This window comes from Frischella perrara, from assembly GCF_000807275.1.
Taxonomy (GTDB): Bacteria; Pseudomonadota; Gammaproteobacteria; order Enterobacterales; family Orbaceae; genus Frischella; species Frischella perrara.
Genome location: NZ_CP009056.1, coordinates 202498 through 217211, shown reverse-complemented (window position 1 = coordinate 217211; position 14714 = coordinate 202498). Strand labels below are relative to the sequence as shown.

Sequence of the window (14714 nt, the reverse complement as noted above, 5' to 3'; positions counted from 1 at the left end):
TAACTGTCTATTTAAAGCCTCGTTTGGCTTTAATTAAATCATATGCTAGTTGAATCTCTTGGGCTCGTTTTTTTGCCGCTTCTAACATCTCTTTAGGTAATCCTTTAGAGACTAATTTATCTGGATGATGCTCATTCATTAATTTTCGATAAGCACGTTTAATTGTCGCAATATCATCAGAAGCATTAACTCCAAGTATTTTATATGCATTGTTTAGCTCATTAATTGATTCTGTATGTTGATAATATCTTTGATGATAATGATTCTGTTGTGATTGTTGATTTCTATATGAATATTGTTGGCGCTGGAATTGATAACTTGCCATAATCATTTGAATATACAACGCCATTTGTGTTTTAGAAATATGGAACTCTTCTGCGACTATATCTAAAATTATTTTCTCTTTATCATCTAAATAACCATCATTTAGTGCAGCTTGGATCAATTGCTCACAAAAAACCATTAATACTTTTTTTCGATATCGATATTGAATATAAAGTTCTCTCAATCTTTCGCGTAAAGGATATCCATGGGATTTACCTCGATTAAAAGAGTCTTGCGCTAATTTACGTTTCTCATTATCTAATTGAAGTTGATCCATATAATGACTAGCTAGATTGATATCACTTTGAGTTACTTGACCTTTCGCTTTACTAAGGTGACCAAGTACCTCAAAAGCAACAGTTAAAAATAACGTTGGACTTGGTGAGCTATGCCTTATCGGAGCAATATTATTAAACGCACGATACAACATCGGTCCTAAAAAAAGACCGATAAAGAACATAATACTACTCTTAAAAATCTTAGATAAAATAATACCTGTGACAATTGCCCAAATAAAGGACATACATATAACTCCTAAAACGATTAATCATATTGATTAAAATAATTTACTCATCAATTTCAATTCTATCTACCCGTTGTAATCCTCTAGGCAATAGTGTACCTTTTTTACCTCGTTCAGCCATAAACTTCTGTAAATCAGCTGCTTTTAAAGTTAATTTACGTTTTCCGGCATATAATGTAATGGAGGATTTATCAGAAATTAGTGCTAAATTTATGAGATAATCTTCTCTTTTCTGCGCTTGAGCACTGGAAATGGCTATAATCTTATTGCCTTTTCCTTTTGACAATGATGGTAAAGTTTCAACTGGAAAAACTAACATTCGCCCCAAGTTAGTAAGTGCTAACAATAACGGTGTACTATCATTAAGTTCAATTATTGGCATGACCTTAGCATTTTCAGGTAAATTAATGACCGCCTTACCATTACGATTACGAGCAATTAAATCTGAATATGTACAAATGAAACCATAACCCGCATCGGAAGCCATAAGGATTCTTTTATCTTCTTGCGAACTCATCACCATTTGTTCAACTTGCGCCCCAATAGGCAATGATAATTTACCACTTAAAGGTTCGCCTTGTCCTCTAGCTGATGGTAAAGTATTAGGTTCAATCGCATAACTTCTACCGGTTGAGTCAATAAAAATAACAGGTTGATTGCTCTTACCTTTTACACTTGTTTTATAACCGTCACCAGCTTTATAGTTTAATGAAATAGGATCAATATCATGACCCTTTGCACTACGTACCCATCCCATTTCAGAAAGAATAATAGTTACGGGTTCTGACGGAATCAACTCTTGCTCTGTTATTGCTTTTGCTTCAGCGCGTTCGACAAGTGGTGAACGTCGTTTATCGCCATATTTTTCAGCATCAGTAATTATTTCTTTCCTAATTAAGGTATTTAATCTACGATTTGAAGATAACAATGTTTGTAACTGATCGCGTTCTTTAGCCAACTCATCTTGTTCGGCTTTAATCTTTATTTCTTCTAATTTTGCTAATTGACGTAATTTTAATTCTAAAATCGCTTCAGCTTGTGTTTCGCTAATTGAAAAACGTTGAATTAGTTCAAGTTTAGGTTCATCATGATGACGAATAATATCAATTACTTCATCTATATTTAAAAATGCAACCAGTAATCCATCTAAAATATGTAATCGTTTAAGTACTTTATCTAAACGATAATTTAGCCGTCTTATAATTGTAGATCTACGATACTCAAGCCATTCAGTTAAAATTGTTAATAAACTCTTAACAGATGGTTTTTGGTCTAATCCAATCATATTTAGATTAACACGATAACTTTTTTCTAAATCTGTCGTAGCGAACAAATGATTCATGACCTGCTCAAGATCGACACGATTAGAACGAGGTACTAAGACTAAACGTGTCAAATTTTCATGATCCGATTCATCACGTAGATCCTCAATTAATGGTAATTTTTTATTACGCATTTGTGTGGCTATTTGTTCCAGAACTTTTGCTCCCGAAACTTGATGAGGTAAATCGGTTATCACAATATCGCCATCTTCTTTGTTCCATACTGCGCGCATTCTAATTGAACCACGCCCTGTCTCATAAATTTTGGCTATATCAGTAGGAGATGTGATAATTTCTGCTGAAGTGGGATAATCAGGTCCTTGAATATGGGTCATAACATCAGCAAGTGTAGCATTCGGATTATCTAGTAACATAATAGCGGCATTTGCAACTTCCCGTATATTATGCGGAGGAATATCAGTCGCCATACCAACAGCGATACCGGTCGTACCATTTAATAATATATTAGGTAAACGTGCAGGTAACATTTTAGGCTCTTGTATTGTTCCATCAAAATTAGGAACATAATCGACCGTGCCTTGACCTAATTCAGATAATAGTAGCTCTGCATATTTTGATAATCTTGATTCTGTATATCGCATTGCGGCAAAAGACTTAGGATCATCTGGCGCACCCCAGTTGCCTTGCCCATCCACCAATGGATAACGATATGAAAAAGGCTGAGCCATTAATACCATCGCTTCATAACATGCACTGTCACCATGAGGATGATACTTACCCAATACATCACCGACCGTTCTTGCTGACTTTTTATATTTAGCTTGTGCATTAAGTCCAAGTTCTGACATCGCATAAACAATCCGCCTTTGAACAGGTTTTAAACCATCACCAATAAATGGTAATGCCCGATCCATAATGACGTACATAGAGTAGTTTAAATATGCATTTTCAGTAAATTTTTGTAGAGATTGTACTTCTACACCATCATGAGTAATTTCACTCATCAGAATTCCTTCGATTTTAAATAACTAGCAAATATATAATATAAAGAAACTAAATCTAATAAACTTATATGATATCGTGTAACATCATGGTTAAATTACACCTCTAACTCGACCTGATCACCTTTTTCTTGCAACCAGTCTCGTCGATCATCTGCTCGTTTTTTTGCCAATAACATATCAAGTAAGGCTATTGTTTGTTCTGTATCATCAAGCGTTAGTTTGACTAATCGACGGGTATTGGGATCCATTGTAGTTTCTCGTAATTGTAAAGGATTCATCTCACCTAATCCTTTAAATCGCTGTACATTAGGTTTTCCTTTTTTACGTTGTAAGTGTTCTAAAATACCCTCTTTTTCTTCTTCATCTAGGGCATAGTAAACATCTTTACCTAAATCAATACGATAAAGTGGAGGCATCGCAACATAGATATGCCCATTTTCAACTAATGATTTAAAATGTCGCAAAAAGAGAGCGCAAAGTAACGTTGCTATATGTAACCCATCTGAATCTGCATCAGCCAAAATACAGATTTTGCCATAACGTAATTGACTTAGGTCATCACTATCAGGATCCATACCAATAGCAACTGAAATATCATGGATTTCTTGAGATCCTAATACTTCATCCGATGACACCTCCCAAGTATTAAGAATCTTACCTTTTAAAGGCATAATTGCTTGTGTTTCGCGATCTCTGGCCTGTTTTGCTGAACCACCAGCAGAATCACCTTCGACTAGGAATAATTCAGTTCGCGAAAGATCTTGTGATGAGCAGTCAGCTAATTTACCAGGCAACGCAGGTCCACTGGTGAGTTTTTTACGAATAACTTTTTTAGATGCACGTAGTCGTTTTTGTGCGCTAGATATGACCATTTCAGCCAACAATTCAGCTTGCTGAACATGTTGATTTAACCATAAACTAAAGGCATCTTTAACGATGGCCGATACAAAAGCAGCGCATTGTCTTGAAGACAAACGTTCTTTAGTCTGCCCTGCAAATTGTGGTTCTTGCATCTTAACCGATAAGACATAAGCACAGCGTTCCCAAATATCATCAGCGGTTAATTTTAAACCTCTCGGTAATAAATTGCGAAACTCACAAAACTCACGCATAGCCTCTAGAAGCCCTTGTCTAAGACCATTTACATGAGTACCACCTTGTATGGTTGGAATTAAATTAACGTAACTTTCAGTTAATAACTCGCCACCTTCAGGTAACCAAAGGAGTGCCCATTCCACAGCTTCCGTGGAACCTGTATGTTCACCAATAAAAGGAGATTCTGGTAAAAGTACATAATCACTTACAGATTCCATTAAATAATCCGTAAGCCCAGCCTGATAATACCAACGTTGTTCTTTATTATTGACTTTATCTTTAAATATTATTTCCAAACCTGGACAGAGCACTGCTTTAGCTTTTAGAAGATGCTCAAGTTTGGAAACAGAGAATTTGGCTGAATCAAAATATTTTTCTTCTGGCCAGAAATGTACTTTTGTTCCTGTATTACGGCGCGCACAGGTTCCAACTACATGAAGATCTTCAACCTTTATACCTTGTTCGAAAGCAATTTCATAAATTTGTCCATCACGATTAACCGTTACATTAACTCGTTTAGATAATGCATTAACAACCGAAATGCCTACACCATGCAGCCCACCTGAAAATTGATAATTTTTATTTGAAAATTTACCACCTGCATGAAGACGACAAAGGAGCAATTCAATTGCCGGCACCCCTTCTTCGGGATGAATATCCACCGGCATACCTCGCCCATCATCAATAACTTCAAGTGATTGATCTTCATGTAAAATAACTTGTATATGTTTGGCATGACCCGCTATAGCTTCATCGACACTATTATCGATAACTTCTTGACCAAGATGATTTGGTCGTGTGGTATCAGTATACATACCTGGGCGATGTCTAACCGGATCTAATCCTTTTAAGATTTCAATATCAACTGCATTATAACTTGATTGTGCCATAGCTCTTTATTTGATGAGAAAATTGGAGATATTATACTAAAATAGCCATAAAATAGCGAACATCGATAACTGTTCGAATTAATAGGCTAAGTAAATGAATAACTAGATTTTATTGTCTAAATTTTTGAGCATTTCAATGATAGAACGATTAGCATCTGGGAAATCGTCAGCGTTCAGATCTTCCTCATCAACCCACCGACTTGGCTGACCTTCTGCTGCAAATGGTTCACCATCCCACTCTTCAATTAAATAAGTATGAATAGTAATAAAACAATCACTATATTGATATTCTATTGTTTTTAAAAAATGAGCGTTATGAATACGAATATCAACTTCTTCAGCGATTTCACGTTGTAATGTTTGAAAAGGAGTTTCATTTTGTTCAACTTTACCGCCTGGAAACTCCCAGAAGCCAGCTAAATGTGAACTTTCACCACGTTGAGTTATGAATATTTTTCCATCATGCGAACGAATAATTCCAACTGCAATTTCAACATTTTTCATAGTGTTGTTGATTTATCCTATATTAAATAAGATGTTGTAGTAATCAATACTACAACATCATTCAAGTGCAAAAAATCACCTATATAAAATAATACTAGACTTTGTTGCTATTGAACAGCCCCATGGCAGTGTTTATATTTTTTGCCAGAACCACACGGACAAGGATCATTACGACCAACTTTTGCCTGTGCACGAACAAGAGGTTGAGAAGATTGAGGTTTATCTTGGTGCAATTCATCAATTTCTTCATGGCTAAGACGCTGTTTTTCGGCTAGTTTATTAAGCTCTTCTAATCTACGTCGTTCAGCTTCTTCAATCTCTTCTTGGGACTGGATACGTACACGGCTTAAAATACCAATCACATCATATTTAAGCTCATCAAGCATAGCAGCAAACATGTTAAAAGATTCACGCTTATATTCTTGCTTAGGATCCTTTTGCGCATAACCGCGTAAGTGTATTCCTTGACGTAAATAATCCATTGCAGCTAAATGTTCTTTCCATAATGTATCCAATGTCTGTAGCATGACATTTTTTTCAAAATTGCGGAATGCCTCACTGCCAACAGTAGCCTCTTTGTCCTGATAAATTTGTTGTGCTTTTTGTAAGATGCGCTCACGCAAAGTTTCCTCATGCAGATTCATCTCTTCATCAAGCCATTTAGAAATAGGTAGATCAAGATCAAAGTCCTTTTTTAAAGCAGCTTCAAGTCCAGATACATCCCACATTTCTTCAATTGATTGTGGTGGGATATATTGATCAATCAGATTATTAAATACATCTACTCTGATTGAATCAATTACATCTTTGATGTCATTATTGTCTAATAAATTATTACGTTGGTCATAAATAACTCGACGTTGATCATTGGCAACATCATCATATTCAAGCAATTGCTTACGGATATCAAAGTTACGATTTTCGACTTTCTTTTGCGCATTAGCGATCGCTTTCGTTACCCAAGGGTGTTCAATCGCTTCACCATTTTTCATTCCTAATTTACGCATCATGCCACTTACACGATCTGAAGCAAAAATACGCATAAGTGGATCTTCTAAGGAAAGATAAAAGCGGGACATACCGGGATCACCTTGACGACCAGAACGACCACGTAACTGATTATCAATTCGACGTGATTCATGCCGTTCTGTACCCAAAATGTATAACCCACCTAACTGAATAATCTCTTCGTGTCTAATTTGCCATTCTTGTTTAATTGTATCAATTTGTTCTGGTGTTGGTGATTCTAATTTAGCAACTTCCATTTGCCAGTTACCACCTAGCATAATATCCGTACCACGACCCGCCATATTAGTTGCAATAGTTACAGCACCTTTACGACCAGCATCAGCAATAATTTCTGCTTCTTGAGCATGAAATTTTGCATTAAGTACATTATGCTTAATTTTGGCTTTATTTAAGTAATGCGATACTAGTTCGGATTTTTCAATTGATGCTGTACCAACCAATACGGGTTGCCCTTTAGTAACACATTCTTTAACATCAGCAACAATAGCTTCTATTTTTTCTTTTTCCGTCATATAAACCAAATCTGGAAAATCTTTTCGCTGCATCGGTTTATTAGTTGGAATAACAATCGTGTCAAGACCATAAATCTGATTAAATTCGAATGCTTCTGTATCCGCGGTACCGGTCATTCCTGCTAATTTAGCATATAATCGGAAATAATTTTGGAATGTAATTGAAGCTAGGGTCTGATTTTCATTTTGTATTTTTGCACCCTCTTTCGCTTCTACAGCCTGATGTAAACCATCTGACCAACGGCGCCCTTCCATCGTTCTACCGGTATGTTCATCAACAATGATAACTTCACCGTTTTTGACAATATAGTCAACATCTCGATGGAATAAATGATGAGCTCGAAGGGCCGCATTAACATGGTGCATTAATACAATATTATTTGGTGCATATAATGATTCATCACCTTTAATCATCCCTTCACGAACTAATAATTCTTCAACTTTTAATAATCCTCGTTCAGTTAAATTCACTTGGCGAGATTTTTCATCAATTGAAAAATCACCATCGCCTTGATATTCTTCGCTGTCTTCTTTTTCTTGACGCGTTAGATAAGGAATAATCTTATTAACTTTTACATAACGCTCTGAACTATCTTCCGCAGGACCTGAAATGATTAATGGTGTTCTTGCTTCATCAATTAAAATTGAATCAACTTCATCCACTAAAGCGTAATTCAATGGACGTTGAACACGTGCATCTTTACTAAAAACCATATTATCGCGCAAATAATCAAATCCGTACTCATTATTAGTACCATAAGTAATATCTGCATTGTATGCTTCTCGTTTTGCTGCTGTTGGCATATTTGGTAAATTAATACCAATAGTTAAGCCAAGAAATTCAAAGAGTGGACGATTATTTTCTGCATCTCGTTGGGCTAGGTAATCATTGACGGTAACAACATGTACACCTTTACCTGTTAATGCATTAAGATAAGCAGGTAAAGTTGCTGTTAATGTTTTACCTTCACCTGTTCGCATTTCTGCAATGCATCTTTCATTTAAAACCATACCACCAATTAATTGCACATCAAAATGACGCATACCAAAAACACGTTTACTCGCTTCTCGAACAACAGCAAATGCCTCTTCTAAAATAGAATCTAAACTTTCACCATTAGCAATGCGTTGTTTAAATTCGGTAGTTTTTGCTTTTAATTCATTATCAGATAATTTTTCCATTGCTGATTCTAATGAATTAATCTTATCTACACGTTTACGCATCATTTTTAGAATACGTTCATTACGACTACCAAATATTTTCGTTAATAAATTTAATAACATATAAATTCTCTTTTTTATAAACTGATTAGAACTACAAGACCAATAACCAACGTATTGTTATTGCAAGATTTCAAATTTTCATTTAACTCCGTAATAGAATATATTTTATTCTATCAAGTCAAAATAAACCGGGTCCGGCTCGAATACCATTACTTGGTGTTAAACGAATCACTTTAACTGTATGTTTATCTTGCGTAAAAGAAGGGAGTTTAAAGTTGAGTCTATTTAAATAATATTTAATACTTATTGGAAAAGCAGTATCAACTTGGTTGGCTGAACGATACTGTTGGAAATTCACTATGACAGCAGCAATTGTACTTATATTTGTTTCTGGAACACTTCCAATATAAGTCGTTTGATCAAATAGGCTAAACGTGGTTGCCAATAACCCTAATAATAAATGTGGCAACGCTACCTTAATAGCGAAACGTTTAGTCATATTTTGCCAATAGCAGATACTGATCATATAATAAGATTACAAGATATACTGAATTTTTAGTTATAGTGTTAAATTTAGACTAATCATGACTAGCCTATAAATACGATAGTGTATCATATTAGCCTATTTTTTACTTTTTGACATGCTTTCTTTTTCATAAACTATAACCGTAAAATAATAACTAATTAATTGTAAATTAATAATTGATATCAAGACGAACCGTTATAAATATAGTAAATTAAAACTAAAAGTCATTTTAAGTGAGATAAATAAATGCGAAACAGTGAACCTCAATCATTAAATAATTTATTTAATGGTTTTACGTTAGCCAATATTCAAACGCGAAGTATTGAATTATCTCGTTTAAATAAAATGATTTATTGTTATTTACCTAGCCATTTACACCATTGTTGTCGTGTAGCAAATTATCGTCAAAGTATTTTAATTATAGAGGTCTGTTCAGCAGGTTGGTTAACACGATTACGTTATGAACAAGAAAAGTTACTTTTAGCATTACGCCAAAATGGTCTTAGTGGTCTAGCATCAATACAATACAAAATTAATCCTATATTGAACCAATCACAATCTTTTATAAACGATAAAGTGACAATAGTAGGCAAAAGAAAAATCACACCTCAAAGTGCCTCACTTTTATTAGCGCTAGCGCAAGATGCAACTCCAAAACTAAAAACAAACTTGATTAAACTAGCCAATCATGTATTAAAATAAAGAGAAAAGAATCTAAACATCTAGCAATGTTCATAAATTAATTAATTGCAATTTTTATCAAGGAGATAAAAAATGAATTCTGAAATAATGATTTATCTTATTATTGGCTTAATTCTGGGTATTATAATAGGTATTATATTAACGAATGTTTTCAGTCCAAAAGCACGAAAATTCAACAAATTACAGGTCGAGTGTGATGAATCAAAACAACAATTAATCGCACAAAAACAGATCATCGTTAAACATTTTGCTCACAGCGCTGAAATATTAGATAATATGGCTAATGATTTCCGACGCCTCTATCAGCATATGGCGGAAAATTCAAGCAACTTAATTTCTCAAGCTGATATCAACGCATTAAATATGGCTCCAATTAAACCTATTGATGAAAAGATTCAACCTACGAAGAGCTTTATGAACTCACAACCAAAAGATTATGCGAGTAGCCACTCTGGTTTAATGAATAATTCAGAACAAAAATAATGATTGTTTATTCCATACTATGAATCTCACTAAGAAACAAATGGTTTGATATTGATATTAGCATTATTACGATTGTGATAATGCTAATATGATCCTGATCTAAGACCCTATTCTTACCATTAGTTTTTAAAGTCTAATTGGTTAATGGAATTTATTATCATATAACTTATGCATATTGAGCAAAACTTACTAGGTGATGACGAAATAAACCAAGAATAATCTATTTTAAGCATAATATATTATCATTAATATCATAAGAAATGAGAGTGACTATCATCATGAAACATAAAGCTAATAATCATAAAAAATATCTTTCTCTATTGGCTCTAAGTTTGAGCTTAACTTTTGGTTCATTTGCTCAGGCAAATATTCCATTACCATCTTTTGTTACTTCTCCTAATGGTAATAAACAAGAATTACCTAGCTTAGCACCAATGTTAGAAAATGTTTTACCTTCTGTTGTCAGTATTAAAATTGAAGGTATCGCACAAGTCCAAGATAATATACCTGAAGAGTTTAGATTTTTTTTCGGTTACCCTGAGAATAAATCCCGTACATTTACTGGACAAGGTTCCGGCGTGATTATCAATGCCGAAAAAGGGTATGTTGTTACTAATAATCATGTAATTGATAATGCTGATAAAATTACTATTTTAGTAAAAGATGGTCGTGAGTTTTCTGCAAAATTAATTGGTCGAGACCCACAAAGTGATATTGCATTACTCAAAATCGAACAAGCGAGCGGTCTTACTGCAATTAAATTAGCCGATTCAGACAAATTACGCGTTGGTGATTTTGCTGTAGCTATCGGTAATCCTTTTGGTATTGGTCAAACCGTTACTTCTGGTATTGTTTCTGCACTTGGACGAAGTGGTTTAAATATGAATGGTTTTGAAAACTTCATACAAACAGACGCATCTATTAACAGAGGGAATTCTGGAGGAGCTTTAATAAATCTCAATGGTGAACTGATTGGTATTAATACCGCAATTATTGCACCAGGGGGAGGCAATGTTGGAATAGGTTTTGCGATCCCTAGTAATATGGTAAAAAGTCTTACCGATCAATTAACGGAATATGGTCAAGTAAAAAGAGGTGTTTTGGGTATTAAGGGCAATGAATTAACCTCGGATATTGCCAAAGCCTTTGATCTTAATATTCAAAAAGGTGCATTTGTAAGTGAGGTATTAGCTGATTCTGCTGCTGCTGAAGCAGGAATTAAAGCGGGAGATGTCATTATTTCAATGAATAATAAACCTATTGAAAGTTTCGCAGAGTTACGTGCGAAAATTGCGACTGAAGGCGCTGGACATGAAGTTAAATTGGGTATCATCAGAGACAATAAAGAAATAAAATTTAAAGTTAAATTAAAAAATAGTGATGAGTTAATTACGGAAGCAAAAAATATACATCCAAGCTTCGAAGGTGCTAATCTCATAAATGGTGAAATTAATGGTCAAGAAGGCGTTTTAATTGATAACATTGCAAAACGTTCACCAGCCTCATTATTAGGTTTACAAGAAGGTGACTTAATTATTGGTGTAAACAAAATGCACGTTTCAAATATTGCCGATCTCCGTAAAGCGATAGATGACAAACCTTCTGTTATTGCATTACAGATTATCCGAGGAAAGAGTCGTGTTTATCTTATTATAAGATAATTAATTGACTACTCATCATTGATATAAGGATGATGATAATTGTTTCATCATCCTTAATTACCAATCATAGTAGATAGTATAACGTTTCAAATAACCTTTATAATTTATGACCTTAGTATTTATGATTTTATTCAGTATTTATTAATCTAATTAAACTATCCTTACATAAGATTTATTAGATTTTTGGGTTTATGTGTTATTATTTAATTATAGTTGAAATCTAAGGTATTAATGACGCATGCTAAAAAAAATACTATGGCCTATTCTAATTGGTGCTGTTTTAGCAGCGGTACTTTTAATCATTTTCCCTTCTTTACGAGATAAAAGCCAAACATTTTTACCTCGTGCAATCTTTAACAATGAACCATTAAGTTATAATTATGCTGTAAAATCAGCTGCCCCAGCCGTTGTGAATATATATAGTCGTTCTCTCGCAACACTTCCCAAAAAAAGTAGTAGTGTTATTACACCGTTAGGTTCTGGTGTAATTATCCGTAAAGATGGCTATATCATTACTAATTATCATGTGATAGAAAATGCAGAACAAATCATTGTTGCCCTTCAAGATGGACGAATATTCGAAGCATCATCAATTGGATCAGATAAATTAGTCGATATCGCCGTTTTAAAAATCCAAGCGAGCAATATTCCCGTCATTCCAATTAACCCTAAGCATACTCCCAAAATAGGTGATGTAGTCTTAGCTATAGGAAATCCTTACAATATAGGTCAAACAATAACGCAAGGCATCATAAGTGCTACTGGACGCGACGGACTGAGTCCTTTTCGTCGGCAGAACTTTATTCAAACAGATGCATCAATTAATCATGGTAATTCAGGGGGCGCTTTAGTCAATACCAATGGCGAACTGGTTGGAATAAATACTTTATCATTTACTAAAAATTTTGGTAATGATGTTCCCGAAGGGATAGGTTTCGCGATCCCAACAACTTTAGTAACCAAAATCATGGAAAAGTTAATAAAGGATGGCAAGATTATTCGTGGTTATATTGGTGTGGACGGTTTAGAATTTGCACCAACTCAAAATCCTAGCGATCATCCAATAGTTTTAGGTATTCTTGTCACGAATATTGATGGCCCTGCTGAAAAAGCAGGTATCAAACGTAATGATATTTTAATTTCTGTAAATAATAAACCAGTTAAATCTATTATTAACACGATGGATCAAATTGCGGAACTAAAACCTGGAACTACGATTCCGGTTATTGTGTTACGTGAAGGTGAAAAAATAACGCTAAATGTTCAAATTGAACAACTGCCAATATAACTTAGATATAAGATAATAATTTAATTTTTGATGAAATAGCATATTGTAAATACTCTATAACTTCTTCTTAGGATCGCTTGTTTTTTTACAAATATAGTAAATCTAGCCTAGGGGAGCTGCTATTGACCAGAAAAAAAAATAGCTGTATAATCCGTGCCCTTATTCATGTTATTTAACATTTGTATGGTGTATAAATTCCGTTGTATAACAACCATTTATATAGCGATACAAACATAAAAGAGGCAAAAAATGAAAAAAGATATCCATCCAGAATATAAAGAAATCGTTGCAACTTGTTCTTGTGGCAATACTATCAAAACTCGTTCTACTATAGGTCATGATATCCACTTAGATGTTTGTGGTGAATGCCATCCATTTTATACTGGTAAACAACGCGACGTAGCTACTGGTGGACGTGTTGATAAATTCAAACAACGTTTCGGAATGGTTAGCGGTAAGAAATAATTAGTGTTAACCGGTTCAATAAGTCTGGATGATGAATAATCCAGACTTATTTATATTGTCAGTCTTTCAAATTAATATCAAATACTTCAATATTACTTTTACCACCATAAATGTCATACCAAGGTCTTGCATATTTTTTCAATATGTTATTAAGGTGTTCAACGTTATCCCTGCCAATAGTATCTAACCATTTTCTTAAACCGTCTTTTCCACCTTTCGCATAAGCTGCAATTCCTTCAAACCAAGTTGCTCTTCCACCTAAAATACCGGAATATTTAGCTCCTGATTCACCGGCAAAAATTAATTCTTGATGAAATACGTCTGTAGGCACACCTGCGCTTAAGTAAATGAATGGTCGAGTTGCTGCCTCACTGGCAATTTTAAAGTAATTAGCGGCATCTTTTTGCTTATATACTACAGGATTTGTGTTATTAAAACCTTCAACATATTTGAATAATACAGGTACTTCAACTTTCAATACATCAATGTGATAACAATCTTTAGTGAATTCTCGAATAGTATCAATAACTTTTTTAGGTTTTATCTTAGCAAACTCTGGACTTTTATCATCTAGAATATCATTATCATATACAATAGGTTCAACCAAAACTGGTAAATCCGCTGCTCGAGCCTCATCACCCAAACGTTCTAAAAAAGCATGTTTTTTATCAAGAATTTCTTGAGGATCATCGGGATTATAATAGACTAATACCTTAGCAGCATCAGCACCTTTTTTTATCAATCGTTGAATGGATTCTTCCGGTAATAATTCCGGTAGGCGACCGGGTGTGTTAACATCATAACCTGTTTTTTCATAAGATAGAATTAAACCAGAATTAGAATTCTTGGCTTTGATACCTTTGAAACCATATTCTTCATCCAGTAAAATCGCACTAACATATTTAGTGAGTTCTTCGGAAACGAGTTCTTTGAACTCATAAACCATATCAATGTGATAGCGTTCCTTACCCACTGCCGTCTCCATCATTTTTACCATAGAACCGCGTTGATCAATGGCTAATGCGGCAATAACACCATCACTATTAGATAATTGTTCCATACAATTAAATTTTCTTCTGGAAATCAACTTTCTAGTCATTACTATCTCCTCATCATTTTGTACACTTTTCATTCTAAACCTATTCTTTAAGAGTTCAATAAAGTCAACAGTGAAATAATGCTAATCAATCAAGCAGGAGAT

General features: G+C 34.2%; 12 protein-coding genes. 5 read left to right on the top strand and 7 right to left on the bottom strand.

What is annotated here, in order from left to right:
• Positions 1-7: 7 nt before the first annotated feature.
• The 6 genes from djlA to FPB0191_RS01030 form a co-directional block, all read right to left on the bottom strand.
• Positions 8-847 (bottom strand): co-chaperone DjlA, encoded by an 840-nt coding sequence (gene djlA, locus FPB0191_RS01055; protein ID WP_039103385.1) that lies wholly within the window; start codon positions 845-847, stop codon positions 8-10.
• 43 nt (positions 848-890) lie between these two features.
• Positions 891-3134, bottom strand: coding sequence for a DNA topoisomerase IV subunit A (parC, locus tag FPB0191_RS01050; RefSeq protein WP_039103384.1), 2244 nt, complete (start codon positions 3132-3134; stop codon positions 891-893).
• A 95-nt stretch (positions 3135-3229) separates the two neighbouring features.
• Positions 3230-5119 carry a DNA topoisomerase IV subunit B gene (gene parE / locus FPB0191_RS01045; RefSeq protein ID WP_039103382.1) on the bottom strand — a complete coding sequence of 630 codons (1890 nt, stop codon included), beginning with the start codon at positions 5117-5119 and terminating at the stop codon, positions 3230-3232.
• A 102-nt stretch (positions 5120-5221) separates the two neighbouring features.
• Entirely contained in the window at positions 5222-5623 is a 402-nt protein-coding gene (mutT, locus tag FPB0191_RS01040) for an 8-oxo-dGTP diphosphatase MutT (RefSeq protein WP_039103381.1), read from the bottom strand.
• A gap of 107 nt (positions 5624-5730) precedes the next feature.
• The gene (gene secA / locus FPB0191_RS01035; RefSeq protein WP_039103379.1) at positions 5731-8448 is read right to left on the bottom strand and encodes a preprotein translocase subunit SecA; all 2718 of its coding nucleotides are present in this window, start codon (positions 8446-8448) and stop codon (positions 5731-5733) included.
• A gap of 118 nt (positions 8449-8566) precedes the next feature.
• Entirely contained in the window at positions 8567-8887 is a 321-nt protein-coding gene (locus FPB0191_RS01030) for a hypothetical protein (protein WP_039103377.1), read from the bottom strand.
• A 273-nt stretch (positions 8888-9160) separates the two neighbouring features.
• Here FPB0191_RS01030 and FPB0191_RS01025 point away from each other — a divergent pair, with 273 nt between their 5' ends.
• The 5 genes from FPB0191_RS01025 (at position 9161) to rpmE (ending at position 13513) form a co-directional block, all read left to right on the top strand.
• Entirely contained in the window at positions 9161-9616 is a 456-nt protein-coding gene (locus FPB0191_RS01025; RefSeq protein WP_039103376.1) for a DUF721 domain-containing protein, read from the top strand.
• A 72-nt stretch (positions 9617-9688) separates the two neighbouring features.
• Positions 9689-10099 carry a Z-ring associated ZapG family protein gene (locus FPB0191_RS01020; protein ID WP_039103375.1) on the top strand — a complete coding sequence of 137 codons (411 nt, stop codon included), beginning with the start codon at positions 9689-9691 and terminating at the stop codon, positions 10097-10099.
• 278 nt (positions 10100-10377) lie between these two features.
• On the top strand, positions 10378-11760 hold the full coding sequence (locus FPB0191_RS01015) for a Do family serine endopeptidase (RefSeq protein ID WP_039103374.1): 1383 nt from the start codon (positions 10378-10380) through the stop codon (positions 11758-11760).
• A 238-nt stretch (positions 11761-11998) separates the two neighbouring features.
• Positions 11999-13048, top strand: coding sequence for an outer membrane-stress sensor serine endopeptidase DegS (degS, locus tag FPB0191_RS01010; RefSeq protein ID WP_039103373.1), 1050 nt, complete (start codon positions 11999-12001; stop codon positions 13046-13048).
• 249 nt (positions 13049-13297) lie between these two features.
• Entirely contained in the window at positions 13298-13513 is a 216-nt protein-coding gene (gene rpmE / locus FPB0191_RS01005; protein WP_039103371.1) for a 50S ribosomal protein L31, read from the top strand.
• 58 nt (positions 13514-13571) lie between these two features.
• Here rpmE and FPB0191_RS01000 read toward each other — a convergent pair whose 3' ends face one another.
• Entirely contained in the window at positions 13572-14612 is a 1041-nt protein-coding gene (locus tag FPB0191_RS01000; RefSeq protein ID WP_039103370.1) for a tagatose 1,6-diphosphate aldolase, read from the bottom strand.
• Positions 14613-14714: the final 102 nt, after the last annotated feature.